At 70.3% G+C, this 26,236-nt stretch carries 26 protein-coding genes; 12 read left to right on the top strand and 14 right to left on the bottom strand.

The window, feature by feature from the left end; genetic code table 11:
- Positions 1 to 91: 91 nt before the first annotated feature.
- From U5C87_RS04360 to U5C87_RS04350, 3 genes are all read right to left on the bottom strand, one after another.
- Positions 92 to 406 carry a hypothetical protein gene (locus U5C87_RS04360; protein ID WP_052358505.1) on the bottom strand — a complete coding sequence of 105 codons (315 nt, stop codon included), beginning with the start codon at positions 404 to 406 and terminating at the stop codon, positions 92 to 94.
- Between the two features lie 238 nt (positions 407 to 644).
- On the bottom strand, positions 645 to 1,736 hold the full coding sequence (locus U5C87_RS04355) for an inositol-3-phosphate synthase (protein ID WP_330475421.1): 1,092 nt from the start codon (positions 1,734 to 1,736) through the stop codon (positions 645 to 647).
- A 3-nt stretch (positions 1,737 to 1,739) separates the two neighbouring features.
- Positions 1,740 to 2,375 carry a PadR family transcriptional regulator gene (locus U5C87_RS04350; RefSeq protein WP_330475420.1) on the bottom strand — a complete coding sequence of 212 codons (636 nt, stop codon included), beginning with the start codon at positions 2,373 to 2,375 and terminating at the stop codon, positions 1,740 to 1,742.
- 299 nt (positions 2,376 to 2,674) lie between these two features.
- Here U5C87_RS04350 and U5C87_RS04345 point away from each other — a divergent pair, with 299 nt between their 5' ends.
- The 6 genes from U5C87_RS04345 (at position 2,675) to rplI (ending at position 8,404) form a co-directional block, all read left to right on the top strand.
- The gene (locus tag U5C87_RS04345; RefSeq protein WP_330475419.1) at positions 2,675 to 4,927 is read left to right on the top strand and encodes a transglycosylase domain-containing protein; all 2,253 of its coding nucleotides are present in this window, start codon (positions 2,675 to 2,677) and stop codon (positions 4,925 to 4,927) included.
- Between the two features lie 40 nt (positions 4,928 to 4,967).
- The gene (locus tag U5C87_RS04340; protein ID WP_330475418.1) at positions 4,968 to 6,311 is read left to right on the top strand and encodes a hypothetical protein; all 1,344 of its coding nucleotides are present in this window, start codon (positions 4,968 to 4,970) and stop codon (positions 6,309 to 6,311) included.
- 274 nt (positions 6,312 to 6,585) lie between these two features.
- Positions 6,586 to 6,873 carry a 30S ribosomal protein S6 gene (rpsF, locus tag U5C87_RS04335; RefSeq protein WP_030197748.1) on the top strand — a complete coding sequence of 96 codons (288 nt, stop codon included), beginning with the start codon at positions 6,586 to 6,588 and terminating at the stop codon, positions 6,871 to 6,873.
- A 60-nt stretch (positions 6,874 to 6,933) separates the two neighbouring features.
- Complete coding sequence (locus tag U5C87_RS04330; protein ID WP_330475417.1) at positions 6,934 to 7,554, top strand: single-stranded DNA-binding protein; 621 nt, start codon at positions 6,934 to 6,936, stop codon at positions 7,552 to 7,554.
- 140 nt (positions 7,555 to 7,694) lie between these two features.
- Entirely contained in the window at positions 7,695 to 7,931 is a 237-nt protein-coding gene (rpsR, locus tag U5C87_RS04325; RefSeq protein WP_013494395.1) for a 30S ribosomal protein S18, read from the top strand.
- 26 nt (positions 7,932 to 7,957) lie between these two features.
- On the top strand, positions 7,958 to 8,404 hold the full coding sequence (rplI, locus tag U5C87_RS04320; RefSeq protein ID WP_030197754.1) for a 50S ribosomal protein L9: 447 nt from the start codon (positions 7,958 to 7,960) through the stop codon (positions 8,402 to 8,404).
- A 173-nt stretch (positions 8,405 to 8,577) separates the two neighbouring features.
- Here the strand turns inward: rplI and U5C87_RS04315 are convergent, their stop codons facing one another.
- The 6 genes from U5C87_RS04315 to U5C87_RS04290 form a co-directional block, all read right to left on the bottom strand.
- Positions 8,578 to 9,015 (bottom strand): DUF6299 family protein, encoded by a 438-nt coding sequence (locus tag U5C87_RS04315; protein ID WP_330475416.1) that lies wholly within the window; start codon positions 9,013 to 9,015, stop codon positions 8,578 to 8,580.
- A 125-nt stretch (positions 9,016 to 9,140) separates the two neighbouring features.
- Positions 9,141 to 10,172, bottom strand: coding sequence for a LacI family DNA-binding transcriptional regulator (locus U5C87_RS04310; protein ID WP_330475415.1), 1,032 nt, complete (start codon positions 10,170 to 10,172; stop codon positions 9,141 to 9,143).
- Entirely contained in the window at positions 10,169 to 11,698 is a 1,530-nt protein-coding gene (locus tag U5C87_RS04305; protein ID WP_330475414.1) for a GH1 family beta-glucosidase, read from the bottom strand. Before U5C87_RS04305 ends, U5C87_RS04310 begins: the two co-directional genes overlap by 4 nt.
- Positions 11,695 to 12,588, bottom strand: coding sequence for a carbohydrate ABC transporter permease (locus U5C87_RS04300; protein WP_330475413.1), 894 nt, complete (start codon positions 12,586 to 12,588; stop codon positions 11,695 to 11,697). The genes U5C87_RS04305 and U5C87_RS04300 overlap by 4 nt, the downstream gene beginning before the upstream one ends.
- On the bottom strand, positions 12,585 to 13,580 hold the full coding sequence (locus tag U5C87_RS04295) for a carbohydrate ABC transporter permease (RefSeq protein WP_330475412.1): 996 nt from the start codon (positions 13,578 to 13,580) through the stop codon (positions 12,585 to 12,587). The genes U5C87_RS04300 and U5C87_RS04295 overlap by 4 nt, the downstream gene beginning before the upstream one ends.
- Before the next feature lie 134 nt (positions 13,581 to 13,714).
- Positions 13,715 to 15,043, bottom strand: a complete 1,329-nt coding sequence (locus U5C87_RS04290; RefSeq protein ID WP_330475411.1) for an ABC transporter substrate-binding protein — start codon at positions 15,041 to 15,043, stop codon at positions 13,715 to 13,717.
- A 213-nt stretch (positions 15,044 to 15,256) separates the two neighbouring features.
- Here U5C87_RS04290 and iolC point away from each other — a divergent pair, with 213 nt between their 5' ends.
- Both iolC and U5C87_RS04280 read left to right on the top strand, forming a co-directional pair.
- On the top strand, positions 15,257 to 16,246 hold the full coding sequence (gene iolC, locus U5C87_RS04285) for a 5-dehydro-2-deoxygluconokinase (protein ID WP_330475410.1): 990 nt from the start codon (positions 15,257 to 15,259) through the stop codon (positions 16,244 to 16,246).
- 350 nt (positions 16,247 to 16,596) lie between these two features.
- The gene (locus tag U5C87_RS04280) at positions 16,597 to 17,202 is read left to right on the top strand and encodes an MSMEG_6728 family protein (RefSeq protein ID WP_330475409.1); all 606 of its coding nucleotides are present in this window, start codon (positions 16,597 to 16,599) and stop codon (positions 17,200 to 17,202) included.
- 94 nt (positions 17,203 to 17,296) lie between these two features.
- Here the strand turns inward: U5C87_RS04280 and U5C87_RS04275 are convergent, their stop codons facing one another.
- From U5C87_RS04275 to U5C87_RS04255, 5 genes are all read right to left on the bottom strand, one after another.
- Positions 17,297 to 18,637: an MATE family efflux transporter gene (locus U5C87_RS04275; RefSeq protein WP_330475408.1), complete on the bottom strand. Its 1,341-nt coding sequence runs from the start codon at positions 18,635 to 18,637 to the stop codon at positions 17,297 to 17,299.
- The gene (locus U5C87_RS04270; protein ID WP_330475407.1) at positions 18,634 to 19,344 is read right to left on the bottom strand and encodes a DNA alkylation repair protein; all 711 of its coding nucleotides are present in this window, start codon (positions 19,342 to 19,344) and stop codon (positions 18,634 to 18,636) included. Before U5C87_RS04270 ends, U5C87_RS04275 begins: the two co-directional genes overlap by 4 nt.
- Before the next feature lie 33 nt (positions 19,345 to 19,377).
- Positions 19,378 to 20,004, bottom strand: a complete 627-nt coding sequence (locus tag U5C87_RS04265) for a class I SAM-dependent methyltransferase (protein ID WP_330475406.1) — start codon at positions 20,002 to 20,004, stop codon at positions 19,378 to 19,380.
- Between the two features lie 10 nt (positions 20,005 to 20,014).
- The gene (locus U5C87_RS04260; protein ID WP_330475405.1) at positions 20,015 to 21,154 is read right to left on the bottom strand and encodes a metallophosphoesterase; all 1,140 of its coding nucleotides are present in this window, start codon (positions 21,152 to 21,154) and stop codon (positions 20,015 to 20,017) included.
- 91 nt (positions 21,155 to 21,245) lie between these two features.
- Positions 21,246 to 21,521, bottom strand: a complete 276-nt coding sequence (locus tag U5C87_RS04255) for a DUF2277 domain-containing protein (RefSeq protein ID WP_330475404.1) — start codon at positions 21,519 to 21,521, stop codon at positions 21,246 to 21,248.
- A gap of 158 nt (positions 21,522 to 21,679) precedes the next feature.
- Between U5C87_RS04255 and U5C87_RS04250 the strand changes: the two genes are divergently transcribed.
- The 4 genes from U5C87_RS04250 to U5C87_RS04235 all read left to right on the top strand — a co-directional run bounded on the left by U5C87_RS04250 (position 21,680) and on the right by U5C87_RS04235 (position 26,235).
- Positions 21,680 to 22,816, top strand: coding sequence for an ROK family transcriptional regulator (locus tag U5C87_RS04250; RefSeq protein ID WP_330475403.1), 1,137 nt, complete (start codon positions 21,680 to 21,682; stop codon positions 22,814 to 22,816).
- Between the two features lie 160 nt (positions 22,817 to 22,976).
- Complete coding sequence (locus U5C87_RS04245; RefSeq protein WP_330475402.1) at positions 22,977 to 24,344, top strand: extracellular solute-binding protein; 1,368 nt, start codon at positions 22,977 to 22,979, stop codon at positions 24,342 to 24,344.
- Between the two features lie 83 nt (positions 24,345 to 24,427).
- Positions 24,428 to 25,375 carry a carbohydrate ABC transporter permease gene (locus tag U5C87_RS04240; protein WP_330475401.1) on the top strand — a complete coding sequence of 316 codons (948 nt, stop codon included), beginning with the start codon at positions 24,428 to 24,430 and terminating at the stop codon, positions 25,373 to 25,375.
- On the top strand, positions 25,372 to 26,235 hold the full coding sequence (locus tag U5C87_RS04235; protein ID WP_330475400.1) for a carbohydrate ABC transporter permease: 864 nt from the start codon (positions 25,372 to 25,374) through the stop codon (positions 26,233 to 26,235). Before U5C87_RS04240 ends, U5C87_RS04235 begins: the two co-directional genes overlap by 4 nt.
- Position 26,236 lies beyond the last annotated feature (1 nt).

Below are 26,236 nucleotides of genomic sequence, written 5' to 3'. Positions count from 1 at the left end.
CGAGGGCCCGACGACGCGTGAGGCCCCCTCCTCGGAGGGGGCCTCACGGCATACACAGCGGTGCAGCGCTGCGCTCGGACGTGACCGGGGCTCAGGGCAGCGGACCCTTGGGCCCGTGCTCCTTCTGGTACTGCACGGCCTCCTCGATGCGGGCGTCCGCATCATCGCTCGTCGAGTGCGAGGTGACCTTGTCGGTCGCGGTCCGGGCGGCATCTGCCACCTTCTCGGCCACGACCGGCGCCTGCTCGCGCACCAGCTGGACACCCTGCTGCGCCTTCTCCTGCACGCGGGGGTCGTCCTTGAGCTGGCCGATCGTGCGCATGAACTGCTCGTAGGGCTGGCGGCCGGCCCGCGAGCCGAGCAGGAAGCCGACGGCGCCGGCGGTGACGATGAGCAGTCTCTTCATGGGAGCCTCCGTAATTCGGGTCGGCGGCCCTGGACTGGCCGACGACGGTCTCCCTGCAGCCATACCCACCGCCGCCCGCACGCGCCCGCACCCGCCCGCACCCGCCCGCACCCACCCCGCACCCACCCCGCCCGCTCCGCCCGCTCCGGCCGGACAGGTCCACCGACCCCACGCATGCGTGAGGCCCCCTCCCGGCTGGAAGGGGGCCTCACGGCATTCAGGATCACGTGACCGAAGGTCAGCGCTCCTCGGTGCCCGCGATGAAGGCCTCGAGCTTGGCGCGACCGAGGTCGTCCGGGCGCTGCTCCGGCGGGGACTTCATGAGGTAGGACGAGGCGGACAGCAGGGCGCCGCCGATGCCACGGTCCTTGGCGATCTTCGCCGCACGGATGGCGTCGATGATGATGCCGGCCGAGTTGGGGGAGTCCCACACCTCGAGCTTGTACTCGAGGTTCAGCGGCACGTCACCGAAGGCGCGACCCTCGAGGCGCACGTAGGCCCACTTGCGGTCATCGAGCCACGCGACGTAGTCGGACGGGCCGATGTGGACGTTCTTGCTGTCGACGAGACCCGAGAGCGGACCGGTGAGGTTGCTCGTGACGGCCTGCGTCTTGGAGACCTTCTTGGACTCGAGGCGCTCGCGCTCGAGCATGTTCTTGAAGTCCATGTTGCCGCCGACGTTGAGCTGGTACGTCCGGTCGAGCACGACGCCGCGGTCCTCGAACAGCTTGGCCATGACGCGGTGCGTGATCGTCGCGCCGACCTGGCTCTTGATGTCGTCGCCGATGATCGGCACGCCGGCGGCCTCGAACTTCGCGGCCCACTCGGGGTCGGAGGCGATGAAGACAGGCAGGGCGTTGACGAAGGCGACCTTCGCGTCGATGGCGCACTGCGCGTAGAACTTGTCGGCCTCCTCCGAGCCCACCGGGAGGTAGGAGACGAGGACGTCGACCTGCTTGTCCTTGAGGACCTGCACGACGTCGACCGGCTCGGCGGACGACTCGTCGACCGTCAGCTTGTAGTACTTGCCGAGGCCGTCGAGGGTGTGGCCCCGCTGGACCTCGACGCCCGTGGTGGGGACGTCGGCGATCTTGATGGTGTTGTTCTCCGAGGCGTTGATGGCCTCGGACAGGTCCTTGCCGACCTTCTTGTCGTCGACGTCGAACGCGGCGACGAACTCGACGTCAGAGACGTGGTAGTCGCCGAACTTGACGTGCATGAGGCCGGGGACACCGGCGGTCGGGTCGGCGTCCTTGTAGTACTCGACGCCCTGCACGAGCGAGCTCGCGCAGTTGCCGACGCCGACGATGGCGACGCGTACGGATCCCATGGATCACTCCTTGTTGTTGGTGGTCGTGCTCTGGGTGGTGGTGTCAGTGGTGTCGTATGCCGCCGGGCCCGGGTCGAGGGCCGCGCGGCGTTCGGCGACGATGAGCTCCTCGAGCCAGCGCACCTCGCGCTCGGCGCGCTCCTCGCCGTGCTGCTGGAGGGCCAGGGTGTAGCTGTCCATGCGCTCGCGGCGGGCCTGCGAGGCGTCGCGGATGTTGGCGAGGCGCTCCTCGAGGCGGGAGCGGCGGCCCTCGAGGATGCGCAGGCGCACCTGGGCCTCGGTGCGGGAGAAGAAGGCGAAGCGGACGTCGAAGTCGTCGTCGTCCCAGGCGTCGGGCCCGCTGGCCGCGACGAGGTCCTGGAAGTGCTCCTTGCCGTCCGCGGTCAGCTCGTAGGTGATGCGCGGGCGCTTGCTGCTCGCGGTGGCCACCTCGGTGGTCTCGTGGATCCAGCCGGAGTCGACGAGGTGCTTCAGGGCCGGGTAGAGCGAGCCGTAGGACAGGGCGCGGAAGATGCCGAGCGCCGTGGTGAGCCGTTTGCGCAGCTCGTAGCCGTGCAGCGGGCCGTCGTGGAGCAGGCCGAGAACCGCGAACTCGAGCAGCGCGGCGCGGCGGCTCTGAGGACGAGGGGATGACAGCACAGCTCCAGAGTACACCCAGATATATCGCTGCGATACATCACGACGTCACACCGGGTCGGTCGGCCGGAAGGAAGCCCGGTGGCGGCGCGGACCTGCCGAAACCGGGGTTCGTTCCGGCCGCTTGACCCCCCGGTCCCGCCCGGGGGTATGTCACGGACCGCGTGTGCAGGAAGTCTGTGGGGTGCTTGTGCCGCAGGTGTGAGCCGCCTCCTTCGTTTCGTCGTCGAGGCGCCGGTCAGGTCATACTGAGTGGCGGCTCGGGACGGTTCCTCGGGCCTGATCACTGAATGGAGCAGGTTGTGACGCAGAGCAGGCGCGACATCCGCGCTGCCCAGCTGGCGGCCGACAAGGCCAGTGCCCAGCGCGCCGGCGGCGGCAACGGCAACGGCCGGCCCACGCGGGGCGCGAGCTTCGACGACGGTGACGACGAGGGCCGCACCGGCTGGAAGAAGTGGGTCCTCGGCACGCTCAAGTGGGGCTCGATCGCCGCGGCGGTCCTGCTCGTGCTCGGCGTCATCGGCGTCGTCATCGCCTACAACCAGACCGCGATCCCGCAGCCCAACGAGCTGGCCAACAAGCAGGTCTCGATCGTCTACTACAGCGACGGCAAGACCGAGCTCGACCGCATCGCCGTCCAGGACGGCAACCGCGAGTCCGTGGCGCTCTCGAAGGTCCCGAAGTTCGTCCAGGACGCGCACATCGCCGCCGAGGACCGCACGTTCTACCAGAACAACGGCATCTCGGTCGGCGGCATCCTGCGCGCCGTCAAGACGAGCGTCACCGGCGAGGCCCAGGTCGGTGGCTCCACGATCACCCAGCAGTACGTCAAGAACTACTTCCTCACCCAGGACCGGACGATCTCCCGCAAGGCCAAGGAGATCCTCATCGCCATCAAGATCGACGGCCAGCTCTCCAAGTCCGAGATCCTCGAGAAGTACCTCAACACCATCTACTACGGCCGCGGCGCCTACGGCATCCAGAGCGCGGCCAAGGCCTACTTCGGCAAGGACGTCTCCAAGCTCACCGTCGGCGAGGGCGCGGTCCTCGCCTCGGTCATCAACGCCCCCTCGCTCTACGACCCGGCCAACGGCGACAACGCCAAGGCCAACCTGACCAAGCGCTACGCATACGTGCTCGACGGCATGGTCTCGGAGGGCTGGCTCAGCGCGGCCGACCGGGCCAAGTACGACGAGCTGCCGAAGATCCAGCCCTACAAGGGCAACAAGTTCTCGTCCGGCCCCAACGGCTACATCACGGCCCAGGTCAAGCGTGAGCTGCTCGGCACCGGTCTGACGGAGCAGGACATCGACAACGGCGGCCTGCGCATCGTCACGACGATCGACAAGAAGGCCCAGACCGCAGCGGTCGCGGCGATGAAGGACAACCTGCCCAAGAAGGTCACGGGCGGCCTCGTCGCCATCAAGCCCGGGGACGGCGCCGTCGTGGCGATGTACGGCGGTCCGGACTACTCGAAGGACCAGTACAACACCTCGACGCAGGCGATCATGCAGGGTGGATCCAACTTCAAGCCCTTCGGTGTGCTGGCCGCCGTCCGCGACGGTGTCTCGACGAAGACGAAGTTCGACGGTGACACCCCGCAGACCATCAAGGGCACGAAGATCAACAACTACGAGGACACGTCCTACGGCATGGTCGACATGCGCCGGATGATCGGGCGCTCGATCAACACGGCGTTCGTCAACCTCAACGCCCAGATCACTCCGGCCCTGACGCGTCAGGCCGCGATCGACGCCGGCATCCCGGAGAAGACGCCCGGCCTGGGGACGGACCTCACCAACATTCTCGGCACCGCCTCACCCCACGTCATCGACATGGCCTCGGCCTACTCGACGATCGCGTCGCAGGGCGTCCGGTCCAAGCCGTACTTCGTCAAGAAGGTCACCTCGACGACCGGCGACTTCACCTTCGACGCCAAGCCCCAGACGCGGCGCGCCTTCGACAAGGACGTCACGGCCGACACCACCGACGCGATGACCTACACGGTCAAGCCGGGCGGCACCGCGACGAAGATCGGCCGGACGCTCAACCGTCCCGTCGCCGGCAAGACCGGCACGTCCGAGGAGAACCGGTCGAAGTGGTTCTCGGGGTTCATCCCGCAGCTCGCCGTCTCGGTGGGCATGTACAAGCCCTCGGCCGACGGCAAGACCAACCTCAAGCTGAGCCCGGAGGAGTCGTCCCTCTACGACGGGTCGACGATCCCGGCGAACATCTGGCTCGACTTCATGAAGGTCGTCACCGACAACATGGAGGTCCAGGACTTCCCGACCCGGGCGGGCGTCGGCGACGACAAGATCCCCACCCCGACGACGACGTTCACGCCGCCGCCGACCACGACGACGACCCAGGCCCCGACCACGACGACCCAGGCGCCGACCACGACGACCCAGGCGCCGACGACCTCCACGCAGCCGACGAAGACCAACGGGACGGGCAAGCCCCAGCCGACGACGACCCAGCCGTCGATCACCATCCCGCTGCCCGGAGGTGGTGGACCGTCGCCCACGTCGACGAAACCGGGCAACGGGCCATGACCCACAGGGTCGGGGGACGCGGTGACCGGGTGACGGCTCGGTGACCGAGAAGCTCGACGACCCCGTCGTGCGGGCGGCCTCCGAGGTCATCGGAGGCCCCCGCGGGCGGTATGCCGCGGCCCGTGAGCTCCCGTGGGTGCTCACGGCCGCGCTGCTCTCCGCGCTGACGGCGGTCACCGCGGGGCTCGCGATCCTGCTGCGAGTGCCCTGCCTGCGCAGCGGCTTCAGCGGCGACACCCAGTTCTGGAGCGCCTGCTACGCCGACCTGCCGACCGCCTACCGCGACTCGAACGTCAAGGCCGGCGTCGCGGCATACCTCCAGGGTGGCGACGGCGCGCCTGCCACGGGGCAGCCGCCGCTGACCGGCCTCGTGCTGACCGCCGTCGCGAGCATCGGGCCCGACGCCGGGTCGCTCAAGACGCGCGCGGCGTGGTACTTCGCGCTGTGGTCGGTGCTGCTGACGCTGCTGCTGCTCGCCGTCGTGTGGCTCGTCGCGTCGTCCGCGGCACGGCCCTTCTCCGCGGCGCACGTCGCGCTCTCGCCGGTCGTGGTGCTCTCGGCCTTCATCTCGGCGGACCTGCTCGGGGTGGCGCTCGCCAGCGCCGGCATGTGGGCCTGGTCGCGGCGCAACCCGACGCTCGCGGGCGTGCTGCTCGGCCTCGCGATCGGGGCCCGGAGCTACCCGGTGCTGATCCTCGTCGCCATCGCGTTGCTCTGCGTGCGGTCCGGGAGGCTGCGCGAGATGGGCCGCGTCGTCGGCTACGCGCTGCTGACGTTCGGGGCTCTGCTGTCCGGGCTCTGGCTGCTCAACCGTGAGGCTGCCCTGTCGCCCTACCAGGGCTGGGCGTCCGCCGGGGCGGGCTACGGCTCACCGTGGCTGCTGCCGCAGCTCGCCGGACATGCGCTGCCCAACGGGGCCGTCACGGCGCTCGCGGTCGCCGGCTGGCTCGTCGCGCTGCTCGTCGGAGCGGTGCTCGCACTGTCGTCGGCGCGGCGCCCCACGGTCGCCGAGGTCTCGATGGTCATGGTCGGCCTCGTCCTCGTCACCGGCAAGTCGTTCACGGTGCAGAGCTCGGTGTGGCTGCTGCCGCTCGTCGCCTGGTGCGCGCTCCAGTGGCGCGACCACCTCATCTGGGCGGGCGCCGAGGCGCTCAACTTCGTCGCCGTGTGGCTGACGATCGCCGCGACGACCGTGCCCGACCGGGGCCTGCCGGCGCCGTGGTACGCGTTCTTCTCGATGCTGCGCGTCGTGGCCGTGCTGTGGCTGGTGGCCGTCGTGTGGCTGCGGGCGCGGGAGCGCTGGGGTCGTCGGACCGTCGAGACCGACGACCTCGCCGGCCCGATGAGCGGGGCCGAGGACCGGCTCATCGTCCGCTTCTCCTGAGGCTTGTCGCGAGGGTTCGTCTGAGGGTTCTCCTGAGGGTGGGCGCGGCGGGATCCGCCGATTTCGGGGTATGCCGTCCGGCCCGGTAGTCTTGCCCAGTTCGCCGTGTGCCCGGTGGCCTGTGGATCGAAGCGACTCGATGTCGGTGAGGTCTGCGAGGCTGACCCCGGCTGGAAGATCAGGCCGGGCCCCGTGCCCGCGGTGGGACGAATGCAACCCTCCTGTCACGAGAGAGACTCGTGACCGCCGAGACCAGAGGAGGTGGGTTAGAAGCATGCGTCAGTACGAACTCATGGTCATCCTCGACCCGGAGACCGAAGAGCGCACCGTCGACAAGACGATGGACAAGTTCCTCACCGTCGTGAAGAACGATGGCGGCACCGTCGACAACGTCGACATCTGGGGCCGTCGCCGCCTCGCCTACGACATCAAGAAGAAGTCCGAGGGCATCTACGTCGTCGTCACCATGACGGCGGAGCCGGCCACCGCCCAGGAGCTCGATCGTCAGCTGAACCTCAGCGAGTCGATCATGCGCACCAAGCTGCTGCGCCCCGGCGCCTGATTCAGTAACAGTCACTGAACCCGCTCGATCACCCGACGAAGGACTGAACGGAGCCCACGCATGGCAGGCGACACCGTCATCACGATCATCGGCAACCTGACCGCCGACCCCGAGCTGCGTTTCACGCCGTCCGGGGCCGCGGTCGCGAACTTCACCGTGGCCTCGACGCCGCGGCAGTTCGACCGCCAGAGCAATGAGTGGAAGGACGGCGAGACGCTGTTCATGCGCTGCTCGGTGTGGCGCGACGCGGCGGAGAACGTCGCCGAGTCCTGCCAGCGGGGCATGCGCGTGATCGTGTCCGGCCGCCTGAAGTCTCGTTCCTACGAGACGAAGGAAGGCGAGAAGCGCACCGTCGTGGAGATGGACGTCGACGAGATCGGCCCGTCCCTGCGCAGTGCCACCGCGAAGGTCAACAAGACCCAGCGCGGCGGCGGCGGTGGCGGCTTCGGCGGCGGCCAGGGTGGCCAGGGCGGCGGCTGGAGCGGTGGCTCCGGTGGCGGCCAGGCCGAGGACCCGTGGGCGACCGGCGGTTCCGCTGGTGGCCAGTCGGCCCCGGCCGGCGGCGGCCAGGGGGGCTGGAACAACCAGCCTGCCGGTGGCCCGCAGTCCGGTGCTCAGCAGGGCGGCCAGCAGGGTGGCGGTTGGGGCGCAGCCCCGAGCTACGACGAGCCTCCCTTCTGAGCGGTCCGTCGATCGCCTTCGACCTCGGTCGAGCAGGTCAGCACCGTCGTCCGGCGCACTGAGCCGGACGGCATACCAAGAAGTTCATTTCCATCCCGGGGCACCAACCCCGGGCTCTCATCAAGAAGGAGAGCACCACGATGGCAAAGCCCGTTGTGCGCAAGCCCAAGAAGAAGGCCAACCCGCTGAAGGCGGCGAAGGTCGAGAACATCGACTACAAGGACACTGCGCTCCTGCGCAAGTTCATCTCCGACCGCGGCAAGATCCGCGCGCGTCGCGTGACCGGTGTGTCCGTCCAGGAGCAGCGTCTCATCGCCACGGCCGTCAAGAACGCCCGTGAGATGGCCCTGCTGCCCTACTCGAGCTCGGCTCGCTGAGCTAGTTCGGGAACGAGGAGAACACCATGAAGCTCATTCTCACGCACGAGGTCTCCGGCCTCGGTGCCGCTGGTGACGTCGTCGAGGTCAAGGACGGCTACGGCCGCAACTTCCTGATGCCGCGCGGTCTCGCGACCCCGTGGACCAAGGGTGGCCAGAAGCAGGTCGACGCCCTGACCAAGGGCCGCGAGGTCCGCGAGATCAAGGACCTCGACCAGGCCAAGGGCATCAAGGGCCAGCTCGAGGCCACCTCGGTCAAGGTCCCGGCCAAGTCCGGCCAGTCCGGTCGCCTCTTCGGCGCCGTCAGCAACGGTGACATCGCCGCAGCCGTCAAGGCTGCCGGTGGCCCCGAGCTCGACAAGCGCAAGATCGAGGTCAAGCAGGCCATCAAGACGCTCGGCTCCTACGAGGCGACCGTCCGTCTGCACCCCGAGGTCGCGGCGACCCTGACCTTCGAGGTCGTCCCCGCCTGACCATCGAGGTCTGATCGGCCGAAGGGCCGGGCTCCGCACACGCGGAGCCCGGCCCTTCGTCATGCCCACCGGCCGGCCAGGCGCACACCCCCGGATCGGCCGCACGCCGTGCACGGTGTGGCGTCGACCCGAGGGTGTGCGGCTGGCTCGCGGCCGAGGCCGAGGCCAGCGTGTCAGGCGCGGCCGACGACGGTGACGGTTGCGTCAAAGAGGTTCCAGGGGGTGTTGCCGGCGGCGTCCGGCACCTCGAGGTGGCCGTGCACCCAGACCCGCCCCTGCCGCAGTGCGCCCGCCGGGGCGGTGACCGTCCAGGGCCGCGTCGTCCCGTCGCACGTGACCGCGACCTGGCCCGAGGTGGACGCGCCCGAGCGTGCGACGAGCTCGATGCCGATGGTGCCGGGGCCCGAGGCCACCGCGGCGTCCGGGACGGTGCACGTGTAGGTGCCGCCGAGACTCACTCGGTCGGCGCTGAGACGAACCTGGTGGTCGACGGTGACGGTTCCGAGGTTAGGAGCCCCACCGGCGTGAGCGGGTGCGACGGCGAGGGCCGTCGTCGTGAGCGCCGCGGTGGCGGCGAGGGTGAGGGCGGTCAGGGTGCGGGTGACGGACATGTGTGGATCCCCTTGTCGGTTGTGCTCGTTCATCGAGCCGTGCCCATCAAGACCGTCACGTCGACGAGAAGGTTGTCACGAGGTGCCGAAGTGGACACTCGGGTGCAGGGAGGGACCAGGAAGGCTCAGGTGGAGTCGCGGATGACGAGGTGGGTGTCGAGGGTCGTCACGCGGGGCGGGGACTCGCCGGCGAGCAGCCGCAGCAGGGTGTCCGCCATGACGACGCCCATCTCCTGAGCGGGCTGCGCGACCGTGGTGAGGCCCACCTTGCCCCGAGTGGCGTACTTGCTGTTGTCGAAGCCGACGATCGCGACGTCCTCGGGCACCCGCAGGCCGCGCTCCGCGAGGGCGACGAGCGCGCCGCTCGCCATGAGGTCGCTCGCCACGAAGATCGCGTCGACGTCGGGGTAGGTGTCGACGAGGGTCAGGGCGGCCCGGATGCCGCCGGCCTCGGTGAAGTCGCCGTGGGCGACGCGGTGGTCCGACAGCCCGGCCGCGGTCAGCGCGTCGTGCCAGCCCTGCTCGCGGTCGACAGAGGCCGGCATGTCGGGCGGTCCGGTGATGGTCGCGATCGCCGTGTGCCCACGGTCGATGAGGTGCTGTGTGCCGGTGACGGCGCCGAGGCGGTTGTCGACGTCGATGTAGTAGTCGCTGTCCTTGGCCTCGTCACCGATGGGCCGGCCACCGAACACGACGGGCAGCGACCGGCTGAGCGAGGTGAGGAAGTGGTCGCCGGAGTGGTGCGAGACGACGATGGCGCCGTCGACGTTGCCGCCGAGCAGGTAGCGGCGGGTCTTCTCCGACGGGCTGCTCGGGTGGGTCAGCTGCAGGTTGAGCACGTACTCGCTGTCGTCGAGCCGGTCGCTGATGCCCTGGACGACGTCGGCGAAGTACGGGTCGCCGAAGAAGCGGTGCGCGTCCTCGGGCACGACGAGCGCGATCGACATCGTGGCCCGCGCGACGAGCGAGCGCGCGGCCCGGTTGGGCACGTAGTTCAGCTCGGCGATCGCCTTCTCGACGACGGCAAGCACGTCGGGGCTCACCCGGGGCGAGCCGTTGATGACGCGCGAGACCGTGGCCCGGGACACGCCGGCCACCCGGGCGACCTCCTCGAGGGTGGGTCGCCCGACGTGGGTGGCCAGCGTCCCGTCGGTCATGGGCTCGATTCTCCTGCGGATTCGTCGCCCTCAGCGCTGGCGTCCGGCTCGGCCCACGGGGCGGGCAGCCGGCGGGTCGCGATGATCCGGGCGAGGTCGAGTGCGCTCGCCTTGGGGGTGCGCACCTGGGTGTCGTAGTCGACTCGGACGATACCGAAGCGCTTGGCGTATCCCCATGCCCATTCGAAGTTGTCGAGCAGCGACCAGTAGAAGTAGCCGCGCACCGGCACGCCCGCGTCGACCGCGTCGAGGATCGCACCGAGGTGCGCGCGGACGTATGCCGTGCGCCCGCGGTCGTCGACGAAGCCGTCCTCGTCGGGGACGTCGTCGAAGGCGGCGCCGTTCTCGGTCACGTGGAGGGTGACACCGGCCGGGCCGGCATACTCCTCGTGCAGTCGGACGAGCAGGCGTGTCAGGCCCTCGGGCTGGATCTCCCAGTCCATCGCGGTGACGGGCAGGCCGCGCGGGTGGCGGTGCGAGTCGTCCGCGGCGGGGAACGGCGAGCGGGTGACGCGGCCGCCGTTGACGCTGTCGGCCAAGGCGGCTGCGGGCGGCTCGTGGCCGATGGCCTCGCCGTTGTAGTAGTTGACGCCGAGCACGTCGATGGGGGTGGAGATGACCTCGAGGTCGCCGTCCATGATGTGGTCCTCGAGTCCCAGGTGACGGACGTCGTCGAGGAGGTCCGCGGGGTAGGAGCCGCGGAAGATCGGGTCGAGGAAGATCCGGTTCATCTGGGCGTCGACGCGTCGCGCGGCGTCGACGTCGCGGGGGTCGGACGGGTCGAGCGGGTCGGCGACGGTGAAGTTCAGCGTCAGGCCGAGCTCGAGCGACGCGTCCCGGGCGCGCAGCTCCCGCACGACGCGGCCGTGCGCGAGCATCAGGTGGTGCGCGGCGGCCAGGCCGTCCTCCGGTGAAGTGCGTCCCGGCGCGTGCATGCCGCCGGTGTAGCCGAGGAAGGCAGCGCAGAACGGCTCGTTGAGCGTCGTCCACGTGCGCACCTTGTCGCCGAGCCGGTCGTGCACGGCGAGCGAGTAGTCGACGAACCGGTCGACGGTCTCTCGCGAGGTCCAGCCGCCGCGGTCCTCGAGGGCCTGGGGCAGGTCCCAGTGGTAGAGCGTCAGCCACGGCGCGATGCCCGCCTCGAGGAGCGAGTCGACGAGCCGCTCGTAGAAGTCGAGGCCCTTGGCGTTGACGGGCCCGCCGTCGGGACACACCCGGTCCCACGACGTCGAGAAGCGGTAGGACTGCATCCCGAGCGACTTCATGAGAGCCACGTCGGCGGCATACCGGTGGTAGTGCTCGCACGCGACGTCGCCGGTGTCGCCGTCGACGACGGCGCCCGGGGTGTGGCTGAAGGTGTCCCAGATCGAGTCGGTGCGGCCGTCCTCGTGACGGGCCCCCTCGATCTGGTAGGCGGCGGTCGCGACACCGAGGACGAAGTCCGCGGGCACCGGACGGCCCTGTGCCACAACGAGATCCGGGGTGGGGACGATGAGGGGCTGGGGGCTACGCGTCTGCGCGGTCATCCCTTGACTGCTCCTTGCATGATGCCGGAGACGAGCTGCTTCCCGGCGAAGACGAACAGGACGATGAGGGGCAGTGCCATGAGCACGACCCCGTTGAGCACGAGGGAGTAGTCGACGAAGTACGCCGCCTGCAGCTGCTGCAGGGCGACGGGCAGCGTCGGGTTGCCCGGGTCGAGGATGATGAAGGGCCAGAAGAAGTTGGTCCACGTCGCGATGAAGGTGAAGAGGCCGAGCATCGCTGCGCCCGGTCGGGCGGCCGGCAGGGCCACCGACCAGAAGGTCCGCAGGGTCGAGGCGCCGTCGACGCGCGAGGCCTCGATGAGCTCGTCGGGCAGCGCCTCGTGGAGGTACTGCGTCATCCAGAAGACGCCGAAGGCGCTGACCGCGCTCGGCAGGATGACCGCCCACAGGCTGCCGATCCAGCCGAGCTTGCTCATGACGATGAAGAGCGGCACGATCCCGAGCTGCGTCGGCACGGCCATCGTCGCGATGACGAAGACGAGCAGCCCACTCCGGCCGCGGAAGCGCAGCTTGGCGAAGGCGAAGCCGGCCATCGCCGAGAACAGCACGACGAGCACGGACACGGTGCCGCTGACGAGGATGCTGTTGCCGAGGGCCTTCCAGAACGGGATCGTCGTGATGACGGTGCTGGCGTTCTGCAGGAAGTGCCCGCCCGGGATGAACGAGTACGGGTCCTGCACGATCGCCGCGGAGTCCTTGCTGCCGATGACGTAGGACCACCAGAGCGGGAACGCCGAGCCGACGAGCACGATCGCGAGGAAGACGTATGCCGTGGGGCTGGCCTGGGTGCGCCGGACGAGGCGGGCGCCGCGGCGGGTCTTGACCGCGGGCTTCACGGCGGGGCCGGGGGTCAGGGTCGGGGCGGTCATCGCTGTCCCTTCGAGGCGATCCGGCGGGTGACGAGGAAGTTGACGACCGCGAAGATGACGACGATGAGGAAGAGCATCCAGGCGACCGCGGCCGCGCGGCCGAAGTTCTTCTGCGTCCAGCCGAGCTGGTAGAGGTAGAGGGTCAGCGTCTGCCACTGGCGGTCGGCGCCGCCGAGGCCGTACTGGTCGTACATCCGCGGCTCGTCGAAGATCTGCAGGCCGCCGATCGTCGAGGTGATGACGACGAAGATGATGGTCGCCCGCAGCTGCGGGACGGTGATGGAGAAGAAGGTCCGCACGCGGCCGGCGCCGTCGATCATCGCCGCCTCGTAGTAGTCGCGCGGGATGGCCTGCATCGCGGCGAGGAAGATCAGCGCGTTGTAGCCGGTCCACCGGAAGTTGACCATGGTCGCGATGGCGACGTGGCTCGGCAGGACCTCCTTGTGCCACTGGATCGGGTCGATGCCGACGAGGCCGAGCAGGTGGTTGACGAGGCCGAACTTGTCGCCGAACAGGTCGCTGAAGATGAGGGCGACGGCGACCGGGGCGACGACGTAGGGCAGCAGCACGCCCATCCGCCAGAACGTCCGGGCCCGCAGGCCGCTGTCGAGCGCGGCAGCGATGAGCAGGGCCGCGATGACCTGGGGGACGCTCGAGAGCAGGAAGATGCTGATGGTGTTCTTCAGCGCGTTCCAGAAGTAGGGCTGAGCCAGCACGTCGGTGTAGTTCTTCAGGCCGACGAAGTTGCCCTGGCCCCCGATGAGGCTCCACTTGTGGAGCGAGACCCACGCCGTATAGAGCAGCGGGAAGAGCCCGACGACGCCGAAGAGGATGAAGAACGGCGAGATGTAGGCGTACGGCGCGCCCTTCTCGTCGAGCTTCGTCAGGCGCCGCCGCCACCCCGAACGGGGCTTCCTCGGCGAGCGCTGCACGAACGCGGGGGAGCCCGGCGAGTCGGGGTGCGTCGTGCGGGAGGGGGACTGAACGGTCATGGCGGTTCCGATGGTCGGGAGGACGGCCCGGTGCCCGGGTCAGCGGTGCGTGTCGCACCGGGCCGTCCTTGGTCGGCTGTTCGGTCAGCTGGTCAGCGGTTCGGCCGGCTCAGCTGGTCGGCTGGCGGCTCAGGTCAGCCGAGCGCCTTGACGTCGCCGACCCACTTGTCCCAGGACTCCTGCGGGGAGGTGCCCTGCTCGACGCGGGTCAGGGCCTGCTGCATCGCGTCGTTGATCGCGAAGTAGTGGGTGCCCTTGTACGGCGTGACCGTGACGGCCTTGGCCCGGTCGGCGAAGATCTGGCCGGTCGGTGCGTCGTTGAACGAGGCGACCTTGAAGGAGAGGAGGTCCTGGCTCTCGAGGGCCTGCTTCTGGCTCGGGAAGGCGCCGACCTTCTTGAAGGCCTTGACCTGCTGCTCGGGCGCGGTCAGCCACGAGGCGAGGATCTGGGCCTCCTTCGGGTGTGCGCTCTGCTTGGGCACGGTCAGGTAGCTGCCGCCCCAGTTGCCACCGCCACCGGGGAAGGTGTTGGCGACGTCCCAGCCCTTGACGCCCTTGGCGTTGCCCTCGATGACGCCGACCATCCAGCCGGGGCAGAGCATCGTCGCGAAGCCGTCCTTCTGGAAGCTCGCCGTCCAGTCGTCGCCCCACTGCTGGAGCTTGGCCGACAGGCCGTCGGTGATGCCGGCCTGGATGACCTGGTCGTAGACCTTCTTGACGTCGGCGTTCTCGGTCGCCGTGATGCTGTCGTCGCTCGGGTTCTCGTAGGCGGCCGGGATCTGGTTGACCATGCCCTGGTACGTCGCGCCGATGCTGTCGAAGAACGGCACCTTGGACTTGGCCTTGAACTGCTTGCCGGCGGCGAAGTAGCTCTCCCACGTGTTGCCGAAGAGCTTGGCGACCGACTCGCGGTCGCTCGGCAGGCCGGCCTTCTTGAAGAGGTCGCTGCGGTAGCAGATGGCCTCGGGGCCGGAGTCCGTGCCGTAGCCGATGAGGTGGCCGTCGGCGTCGGTGGCGGCCTTGGCCTTCCAGTCGAGCCAGCGTCCGGCGACGTCGGGGCTGTTGAGGTCGTTGAACTTGTCGGAGTACTGGAGCATCTCCGGGAGCCAGTCGACCTCGACGGCCTCGACGTCGGCCATGCCGCTGCCGGCCGAGAGGCGGGTGAAGAAGTTGTCGCGGGCCTCGTTGGAGGTCGCGGCCTTCTTGTGGGTGACCTTGATGTTCGGGTGCGACTTCTCGAACTCGGGGATGAGCTCCTCGTAGCCGAACTGGTTGAACGTCGCGAGGGTCAGGGTGACGGGACCGCCGGCGCCGCCGGTGCTCCCGGCCTGGGTGGCGGCACCGTCGCCGCTCGAGCCGGAGCTGCAGGCGGTCAGGGCCATGAGGCCGACGGTGAGGGTGGCGAGTACGGCATGGCGAGAGCGCACGGAAGGCGCGCCGATCCGGGTGGAACGGGATGTCATGGAGAGCTCCTTTGGTCTCATCCCCAGTGTGGGTGTGGGAGCGCTCTCCGTGCGTGAAACGCGGCCGTGAGAGCGCTCTCACGAGGAGAATGGAGGTGCTGAGGGCGATCGGTCAAGGGTCGTGACCATTCCGTGACCTGAACGAGCGGCCGGATCGCGGCTAGCGTGGAGGTTCCGGCACTCGTCCGGGCCCCGGGATCCGAGGGAGGCACCATGACCGTCCACGACCTCGTTGCGATCGGTCGGGTGGGAGTCGACCTGTACCCGCTCCAGCACGGCATGACGCTCGACGAGGTGCGCACCTTCGAGAAGTTCCTCGGTGGCAGCGCGGCCAACGTCACGGTCGCGGCGGCCCGGCACGGCCGGCGAGCGGCGCTCATCAGCGCGACTGCCGACGACGCCTTCGGGCGGTTCGTCCACCGGGAGCTGCTGCAGCTCGGCGTCGACGACGTCTACGTCCAGACGGTCACGGGCGGACCGCCCACGCCGGTCACCTTCTGCGAGATCTTCCCGCCCGACTACTTCCCGCGGTGGTTCTACCGCTACCCGACGGCACCGGACCTGCTCATCACCCCGGAATCCCTTCCCCTGCAAGCGATCCGCGAGGCGCGTGTCTACTGGTCGAGCCTCACAGGCCTCAGCCAGGAGCCGAGCCGGGCCGCCCACCTCGCAGCCCTCGAGGAGCGCGCCCGAGCGCCCTTCACGGTGCTCGACCTGGACTACCAGGAGGCCTTCTGGCGCGACCGGGTCGACGCCGCCGAGGACCCTCGCGACGACGCCCGCACCCAGGCACGCGAGGCGTTGCGCCAGGCGACCGTCGCGGTCGGCAACCTCGACGAGTGCACCGTCGTCACCGGTGAGACCGACCCCGAGCGCGCGGCCCGCTCCCTGCTGGCCTCGGGTCTCGAGCTCGCCGTCGTCACGCAGGACGGTCGCGGCGTGCTGGCCATGACCCCCACGGAGCAGGTGCGCGTCGACGCGTTCCCCGTCACGGTGGTCAACGGCCTCGGCGGCGGGGACGCGTTCGGCGGCGCGCTCGTGCACGGCCTGCTCGCGGGCTGGGACCTCGAGCGCACCCTGCACTTCGCCGCCGTGGCCGGCGCGCTCGTCGTCGGCCGGCTCGCCTGCTCGACGGCGATGCCGACGACGGCCGAGGTGCAGGCCCTGCTGTCGGACGTCGAGGTGGCCGACGGGGCCATGTGACTCGCCGTCAGTCTCCGTGCGTCCTGCCCGCCGAGTGCGCCGAGTGCGTCGAGTGCCGGAAAAGAGAAAACCCGCTCCTGCTGGTCACGTCGCCGAACTCGACCAGCAGGAGCGGGTGCCCTTGACCCGGTGATCCGACAGGGGAGGAGATCACCGAGTCGCACAGGAGCAACTCACGAGAACGACTATGGGCGCTGGACCTTAAAGAACGCTGGGAAACCCGTAGCAGTTGGCCATGACCTCATGCACACGGCCGCCTGCCGCCTGGGTATGGCCGGTGGGAGGACGGCTCGACGGGCGGTCCGGAGGACGGCGACCCACGTCGTCCCGAGAGCCAAGGAAGGGGCCACGTGCAGACCTTCGTGCCGTATGCGGACTTCGCCCGGACCGCCGCCGTGCTCGACACGAAGCGCCTCGGCAAGCAGCGCGTCGAGGTCATCCAGATCGTGCGCGCGCTCACCGTTCCCGGCTACGCGTGGGCCTCGCACCCCGCGGTCCTGATGTGGAAGGGCCACGAGGAGGCGCTGGGCCGCTACGGGCTCGACATGTGCGACGAGTGGGTGCGACGCGGCTACGACGACACGTGCGCCGGGACGATCACGGCAGACCTCGCCGCGGCCGGCGTCGGGCCGCTCCGGACCTACGACGAGCTGCTCGCCGCCGGAGCGCTGCCCGCCTGGCTCTTCGAGGAGCCCGTGCAGGCCAGCCACCGCTCGGCCCTCGTGCGCAAGGACCCGGGGCACTACGCGTCGACCTTCCCGGATGCCGACCCGGACGTGCCCTATGTCTGGCCGGTGCGTTCCGAGGCGGTCCTCGAGCGCGAACGGCGCCGCGAGGAGGCGGCGGCGAAGCGCGCCGTGAGGGAGCAGGAGGCGCGCCGGCGTCGCCGGAGCGCTGCCGCGAAGAAGGCCTGGCAGACCCGACGAGCCGGGTCGGGCACCCCGCTGGACCCGTGAGCACCTGACGGCGCCGTGTGCGGGAGTGCCGTGCCCTGCCGTGCCGTGCCCGTGTGACCCGTCCTGGCCAGCCCTGACCCGTCCGGGTCCGCGGTCAGCGCGCGCCGACGACCATCCAGTCGTCGCGGCGCGCGCGCCAGCCGAGCACGACGCCGCGGATGACCATGAACGCCGTGAAGGCGAGCCAGAGCACGACGACGTCGCGGGTCGCGGAGCCGCTGGGTCCGGCAGCGCGCACGGCGAGGATGAACGGGAGGTAGGCGAGGAGGGTGATGACCATCCCGAGGGCGAGCCACCGGCCGTCGCCGGCGCCGATGAGGACGCCGTCGAGGACGAAGACGTAGCCGGCGACGGCCTGCCCGAGGCCGACGACCACGAGAGCCGCGCCCAGCGCCTGCTGCACGGCGGGGTCGGACGTGAAGAGCGGCGGGATGACGGAGTGCAGGGCGGCGAGGACGAGCCCGAGCGCCAGCCCGCCCCAGACGCCCCAGCGCACCATCGTGCCCATCGCGAGCCGGACGCCCTCGCGGTCGCCCGCACCAAGCGCGCGACCCGTGATCGCCTGCGCCGCGATCGCCAGGGCGTCGAGGGCGAAGGCGAGGAACGACCAGACGGTCAGCGCGACCTGGTGGGCCGCGAGCGGGACGTCGCCGAGCGAGGCGGCGACCCACGTCGTGACGAGCAGCGTCGCGCGCAGGGCGAGGGTGCGCACGAACAGGGGTATGCCCGTGCGCGCGGATGCGAGGACGCGTGCGGGATGGGGCCGCAGCCTCGCCTGCCGGGCCCGCGCCTTGACGAGCAGCACGGTGACGAGGGCGAGCCCCATGCCGGTCTGGGCGATGACGGTGCCCCACGCGGATCCGGCGATGCCCCAGTGCAACCCGTAGACGAACAGCAGGTTGAGCGCGATGTTGGCGCCGAAGCCGACGACCGATGCGACGAGCGGTGTCGTCGTGTCCTGCAGCCCGCGGAGCACTCCCGTGACGGCGAGGATGACGAGCATCGCCGGGATGCCGAGGGCCGAGATCCGCAGGTAGGTCGTAGCCTGCTCGAGTGCTGCTGGCGACGCGCCGAAGACCGCGCTGATCGGTCCGGCCCACACCGCGACGGCGGCTGCCGTGACCGCCCCGAGGCCGACGGCCAGCCACAGCCCGTCGATGCCCGCGCTGATCGCGGAGCTCTCGTCGCCCGCTCCGAGGTGGCGGGCGACGACGCTCGTCGTGCCGTAGGCGAGGAAGACGAAGATGCCGGCGGCCGTCACGAGGGCGGCGCTCGCGACGCCCAGCCCGGCGAGCTCGGCCGTGCCGAGGTGGCCGATGATCGCCGAGTCGGCGAGCAGGAAGAGCGGCTCGGCGATGAGAGCGAGGAACGCCGGGACGGCGAGGCGGACGATCTCGCGCCGGTGGCCCACCGGCGGCGTCTCCGCGCCGCTCACGCCAGGGGTCCGAGGTGCTTGAGCGCCTCGCGCCGCGACAGCCCCGACAAGTCGGGGTGCGCGGCGACGAAGGCTCGCACCCACTCGGGGTCGACGCGGGCGTGGTCGCGCAGGGCCCAGCCGATCGCCTTGCGGCTGAAGAAGTCCGGATCGTCGATGTTGGGATCGATGACGTCGGCGAGCAGCGACTGGTCGAGACGGACGCCGGCCCCGACCTGGCAGATGATCGCCGCGCGCCGCACCCAGAGCGAGTCCGACCCGGCCCATTCGCGCATCCGCAGACTCTCGACCGTCGGGTGCGTGAGCACCGTGTCACGCACGAGGTGGGTCGCGATGTCGTCGACGACGTCCCACCACGCACCGGCGCGGATCAGGCTCTCCCACAACGGCATCGCGTCGCTGTCGACCCACGCGCGATAGGGACGGTGACGCGCGAGGGCGATGGCGGCATACCACTCTTCGCGGTGCGTGGCGCCGTCCCAGAGCTCGCGGATCGTCGCCTCCCACTGCGCGCGCGACTCCATGGCGAGACCCGGGTCGCGCAGCAGCGGCGTGAGGACGCCCTTGAGCGCCGGGGACGTGAGGCCGAGGTAGGGCATCGCCGACTTCATGTAGCGCTGCTGCCCCGCCGCCCGCACGGGATCGGCGTGAGCCGCGAGTGCTGCCCGCACCTGCGACGCGAGGTCGGGGTGGGGGCCGCTCGTCATGCGCCCACGGTAGCCGGGGCCGGTGACCGCGCCTCAGGCCGGTCGCACGGCGCGGCCGAGGTAGCCGAACACCCACGGCCGCATCATCTTCGGCATCGGCGCGTAGGCACGCTCGATCGTCTCGATCACGAGACCCGACTCCTCGATGAGCCGGTCGATCGGCCGGGTGAGGTGGCAGCCGTCGAAGACCTTCTTCTGCACCGGCTCGAGGATGCGCTGCCAGCGCTGCACGCCCTCCTCGGGGGCGAGCCCGTGCTCGAGGAAGTGCAGGGCGGCGCCCGGACGCAGCACCCGTCGCACCTCGGCCAGGGCGCGCCCGATGTCGGGGATGGTGCACAGCGTGAACGTCGAGAGGACGGCGTCGGCACTCGCGTCCGGCAGGCTGAGCCACTGCCCGTCGAGGTCGCCGCGGACGATGGGGATCGGGCTTCTCGCCCGCCGCTCGGCACCGAGCTCCCAGGCGACGTCGGACGGCTCGACCGCGACGACGCGCGTCACGGCGGCCGGGTAGAGCCCGATGTTGTGCCCGCTGCCGAAGCCGAGCTCGACGACCTCACCGTGCAGGCCCGCGCAGGCGCGGGCACGCAGGGCGCGGATCTTCTCGTCCTCGCTGCCGGCCGCGACGAGCCGCGGCGTGACCTGGGTCGCCCAGATGCCCATGCCGGTCAGCCTAGGGTGCGCCCGCGCCCGCGTGCAGGGTGATGACCGGGATCTGCGGCGGCGCGAGGACGCGCACGGGCGGCCCCCAGGCGCCGGCGCCCCGGCTCGTCAGGACGGGCACGTCGCCGACCGCGTCGAGACCGTCGACGACCGGCTGCTGGAGCAGCACGGCATAGCGGAACGGCCAGAGCTGGCCTCCGTGGGTGTGCCCGGAGAGCTGGAGGTCGACCCCGCGCCCCTGCCCCGACTCGCCCGCCTTGGGCTGGTGCGCGGCGAGCAGGGTGAAGGCATCGGCCGGGATGCCCGACAGGGCCCGCTCGAGGTTGGGGGCGTCGGCGCCCGTGCCGGTCTCGTCGTGGATGCCGGCGAGCCGGATCGAGGTGGAACCCCTGGTCAGGGTGACGTTCTCGTTGCGCAGCACGTCGATGCCGAGCGTCTCCCAGTGGTCCATCCAGGCGTCGGCCTGCTGCGAGATGAACTCGTGGTTGCCGCTCACGGCATAGACGCCGAGCGGGGCCTCGAGGTCGGCGAGCGGCGCCAGGGCGTCGGACACCTGCGCCACCCTGCCGTCGATGAGGTCGCCGCCGAGCACGACGACGTCGGGCCGCTGGGCGTTGACCTGGTCGACGACGCGCCGCGTGAACGTGACGTCACGGACCGGGCCGACGTGCAGGTCGGTGACGAGGGCGACGCGCAGGCCGTCGAAGTCGGCCGGCAGGTCGGGGTCCGTCACGGTGACCGGGGTGACCGAGGGAGCCGCCGCCTCGTGGAGGCCGTATGCCGTCGTGCCGAGTGCCAGGAGCACGACGAGGGGGGTGCCCGTGCGCAGGACAGCCCGTCGGGCCTGCGGGCGGCCGGCGAGTCTCGTTGCGAGAGCGATGATCCCGAGGACGAGGACTCCGAGCAGGAGGTACCAGCTGAGGGCGAGCCACGTCATCCCGGCCCAGGCGAGCCACCGTGTGCCACGGGGGTCGATGACGCCGGCCTGGACGGCGAAGGCCGCGAGCGTCGCGGCCCACCCGAGGGTGAGGACGACCGCGACGGAGCGCCTGGCTGGTGTGGGCCAGCCGGGTGCGACGGCGAGGCGCCGGTGGAGCAGGACGGTGAGCAGGGCGAGCAGGGCCGCGACGGCAGCGACGAAGAACGACAAGGAGATCGGCCGGTTCCTGGGGTAGGCGGTCGGAAGTGGTTCGGGAGAGATTCGCGAGCGAGCTGGCAGTCAGGCGACCGTCAGGCGACCGTCAGGCGGGGGTGCCGAAGCGGACGGCGTTGCGCTCGCGCGCCTTCTGGCGCTCGACCTCGCGGTCCTTGGGCGGTGCGGACGTCGTCAGGTGCTCGAGCAGGTGGGCCGTCGCGTGGGCGATCGCCTCGACCGCCTCGTCGAACGCGGCCTGGTTGGCCTGGCTGGGCTTCGTGCTCCCGCTGACCTTTCGGACGTACTGCAGCGCGGCGTCGTGGACCTCGTCGCTCGTCGCGGCCGGCTCGAAGTTGTGGAGCTGTCGGATGTTGCGGCACATGCCTCGACTGTAGGTCGCGCCGGCCGTTTCGTGGGGTCGAGGTGATCGCGCGACCGGCGTCGGTGCCGGGATCACCTCGACCTGCAGCACGTGGGGCGGGCGGTGAATTCTCGGGAAACCCTTGCCAAGGTGAGAGTTAGTAAACTTTACTAACTCTCGTGACCACCGCTCTTCCCCGTGCCCGCCGGGTCTCGCCCCGCTCCGCCGTCCTGCCTGCCCACGGCCGGCGGCACAACCTCTCGCTCGTGCTCCAGATGCTCTACTCCGTCGGCGCGATGAGCCGGGCCGACCTCGCCCGCCGGCTCGGGATGAGCAAGGTGACGGTCTCGGACCTCGTCTCCGAGCTGATGGACAGCGGTCACGCGGTCGAGCTCGGTCCCTCCGTGGTCGTGCGTCCCGGCAAGCCCGGCACCCTCGTCGACGTCAACCGCACCGGTCTGCAGGCCATCGGCGTCGACCTCGCCGAGCACGAGGTGCTGCGCGCCGCCGTGCTCGACCTCGACGGCAACATCCTCGTCCGCGCCGAGCGGCCCATCGGCGATGACTCCGGCCAGGCCGTCGTCGACAAGGTGCTCGACCTCGTGCACGAGGTCATCGGGGCGGCCACCGCGCCGCTGCTCGGCATCGGCGTCGGCACGCCCGGCATCGTCGGGCTCGGCGGCGTCGTCGACACCGCCCCCAACCTCGGCTGGACCGACGTGCCGCTGCGCGACATCGTCGCGAACGCCACGGGCCTGCCCGTCTTCGTCGTCAACGACGCCGACGCCGCGGTGCACGCCGACTACACGCTCGGTGACGGCGGCGACGACCTCGTCCTCGTCAAGATCGGCCGCGGTGTCGGTGGCGGCCTCATCGTCGGCGGGCAGCGCGTCCGCGGCGCCCACTTCGCGTCGGGCGAGATCGGCCACGTCACCGTCGGCACCGACGGTGGCGCGACCTGCCGCTGCGGCAAGGTCGGCTGCCTCGAGACCTGGGTGTCGGCCCCGAACCTCGAGAAGGCGCTCGCCGCAGCATCCGGTGACGCCCCCCTCGAGCCCCTGCGCGAGGCCGGTGAGCGCCTCGGCATCGCCCTCGCACCCGTCGTCGCCGCCCTCGACCTCTCCGAGGTCGTGCTCAGCGGACCCGAGCACCTCCTCGGGGGCGTCCTGCGCGACGCCCTAGACGAGACGCTCCGGGCCCGCCTCCTGGCCCGCACCACCACCGACCTCACGGTGCGTCTCGCGCACCGCCCCGACGACATCGTCCTGCGGGGGGCGGCCGTCCTCGTCCTCTGGGACCAGCTCGGCGTCGCCTGACCGCCCGACCGGGCGGGACGGCATACGCCATCCCTCGACCACAGCGCCACGAAAGCACCACACAGCACCACCCCTCGACCTCCCCTCCACAGGGACACCCCTCCACTCGCGTCCAGCGAACAACCGGTCCGCACCGCGGCCCTTCGAAAGGAAGACAGGTATGAAGAAGACCCTGGGTCTGGCCGTCGCCACGACCACCGCGGCCCTCGTGCTCACCGCGTGCGGCGGCGGTGCGTCCGGCTCCACCTCCGACCCGTCGCCGAGCGCGTCGGGCACCGCCGGCAACGCCGGCAAGACGATCACCCTCTGGCTCGCGGGCTCCGACACCCCGAAGGAGCTGCGCACCTACCTGCAGGACACCTTCAAGGCCAAGACGGGCGCCACCCTCGCCATCGAGGAGCAGACCTGGCCCGACCTCGTCACCAAGCTGACGACGGCCCTGCCCGACCCGAAGAACACCCCGGACGTCACCGAGCTCGGCAACACCCAGAGCCCGACCTTCACCAACGTCGGCGCCTTCAGCGACGTCTCCGACCTCTACCAGGAGCTCGGGGGCAGCAAGCTGCTCCAGTCGTTCGTCGACGTGGGGACGGTCGACGGCAAGCAGTATGCGTTGCCGTACTACTTCGGGTCGCGCTACCTCTTCGCCCGCAAGGACCTCTGGAAGGAGGCGGGCGTCGCCCAGCCGAAGACGCTCGACGAGTTCGACACGGCGGTCAAGACGATCACGGCCAAGAACCCTCGGGGCATCAAGAACTTCTCCGGATTCTTCCTCGGCGGCCAGGACTGGCGCAACGGCATCTCCTGGATCTTCGCCAACGGGGGCGAGCTCGCCAAGCAGGAGAACGGCCAGTGGGTCTCGACCCTTGCGGACCCCAACACGGTCAAGGGCCTGACCCAGCTGCAGGACCTCTACCGCAACGCCTCCAAGGCGCCGGCCGACGCCAAGGACCAGACGCCGTGGCTCTACGTCAACGACGCCGACGAGATCCTCGACGCGAACCAGAAGGTCACCGGCAAGACCTCGCTCGCGGCCGCCACGATCATGGCCCCGGGCTGGGCGCACTGGTCGATCGGCGACCTCAAGGAGAAGGACGGCAAGAAGGTCCGCGAGTGGAACGACGCGACGTTCGGCGCGTTCGTGCTCCCGGGCAACGACGGCAAGCCGGCCCCCGTCTTCGCCGGCGGCTCGAACATCGCCATCTCCAAGGCCAGCCAGAACCAGGCCCTGTCGCGCGAGCTGCTCAAGATCATCTTCTCGGCGGACTACCAGAAGAAGCTCGGCGGCGCCGGCCTCGGCCCGGCCAACAGCGACTACGTCAGCTCGCTCGGTGACGACCAGTTCGCCAAGGCGCTCATCGAGTCCGCGTCGAACTCCAAGCTCACCCCGGCCGCTCCGGGCTGGGCGACGGTCGAGTCGAAGATGATCATGGAGGAGTTCTTCTCCAAGATCCGCGACGCCTCGGACCTCACGGCGCTCGCCAAGGAGTACGACGCCAAGATCACGCCGCTGCTCAACCTCACGTGACCTGACGCCCGCGTGACACCGCGTCCGGCGGCCGGGAACCCCTCCCAGCCGGCCGCCGGACCCCGGTCCGAAAGGCCCTCCCCATGACCTCCACGGCCACCGCGCCCCCGGAGACCGCCGCCGCACCGCAGCCGGCGCCGCCCACAACTCGGCCGCGCCGCCGCCTGCCCGCGCTGCTCGTCGTGCCCGCCGTCGTGCTCCTCGTCGCCGCCCTCGGCTACCCCGTCGGCTGGCAGGTCGTCACGAGCTTCCAGCACTTCGGGATGATGCAGCAGTTCGGCCAGCCGCCCGAGTGGGTCGGCCTGGCGAACTACACGGCCCTGCTCACCGACCCGAACCTCTGGGTCATCGTCGGGCGCTCCCTCGCTTTCTGCCTCGTGTGCGCGCTGCTGACCGTCGCCATCGGTCTCGCCCTGGCGCTGCTCATGGGAGCGGTCGGTCGCGCCGGTCGGCTGACCCTGCAGGTCGCACTGCTCCTCGCGTGGGCCATGCCGGTGGTCGCCTCGATGACGGTGTGGACGTGGATCGTCAACTGGCGCAACGGACTGCTCAACTGGGCCCTCGAGCGCGTCGGCGTCGACGCGCAGGGGCACAACTGGCTCGTCGAGCCGCTGTCGTTCTTCGTCGTCGCGGCCGTCATCGTCGTGTGGATGAGCGTGCCCTTCGTGGCGCTGTCGATCTACGCCGGCCTGACCCAGCTGTCGCCGGAGGTGCTCGAGGCCGCCGAGATCGACGGTGCCGGCGGGTGGAAACGCCTGCGGCACATCATCCTTCCGCTCGTGGCGCCCGTCATCTCGATCGTCCTGCTGCTCCAGCTGATCTGGGACCTGCGCGTCTTCACCCAGATCAAGCTGCTCCAGGACGCCGGCGGCGTCGCTAACGAGACCCACCTGCTCGGCACGTACATCTACCAGCTCGGCACGGGCGCAGGCGATTTCGGGATGGCCAGCGCCGTCTCGATCCTCATGCTGCTGCTCACCGTGGCCGTCAGCTGGTACTACGTCCGCTCCCTCATGAAGGAGGAGTCGTGAGTCGCACCCTCGGCCCCGCCCGGTCGCGCCACTCCACGCGGCGCACGGTGCTCACGGCAGTCGCCGTGGCCGTCGCCCTCGTCTGGGCGTTCCCCGTCTACTGGATGCTCAACTCGGCGTTCCTCGACAAGGTGACGCTCCAGTCGAGCACCCCGACGTTCCTGCCCTTCGGTGGCTCGCTCGACAACTTCGCGACCGTCTTCGGTGACCCGGGCTTCGTTCGGGCACTGGGGATCTCGCTCGCCGTCACCCTCATCACCGTCGCGGCCGCCATTGTCGTCGCCTTCCTCGGGGCACTGGCGATCAGCCGCTTCCGGTTCCGCGGGCGCCGCTCGTTCGTCCTCGCGCTGCTGCTCATCCAGATGCTGCCGGCCGAGGGACTGTTCATCGCGCAGTACAAGATGATGAGCTCGATCGGCCTGCTCAACAACATCCTCGGGCTCGCGCTGCTCTACACCGCGGCCGTCGTGCCCTTCACGGTGTGGATGCTGCGCGGCTTCGTGGCCGGGGTGCCGGTGGAGCTCGAGGAGGCCGCCATGGTCGACGGGCTCTCGCGCACCAAGGCCTTCCTGCGGATCACGTTCCCGCTGCTGGCTCCCGGGCTCGTCGCCTCCGGCGTCTATGCCTTCCTCCAGGCGTGGAACGAGTTCACCGTGGCCCTGGTCGTCATGACCGAGGAGCAGTCCCGCACCCTCCCGCTGTGGCTGCGGGGCTTCGTCCAGGCGAGCGCGACCCGCGAGACCGACTGGGGCCAGGTCATGGCCGCGTCGACCGTCGTGGCCGTGCCCGTCATCATCTTCTTCCTCGTCGTCCAGGGGCGCATGAGCAACGGCCTCGTCGGCGGGGCGGTGAAGGGCTGAC

This window comes from Terrabacter sp. C0L_2 (assembly GCF_036352015.1).
GTDB lineage: Bacteria > Actinomycetota > Actinomycetes > Actinomycetales > Dermatophilaceae > Terrabacter > Terrabacter tumescens.
This window is presented reverse-complemented; position numbering and strand designations above follow the sequence as displayed.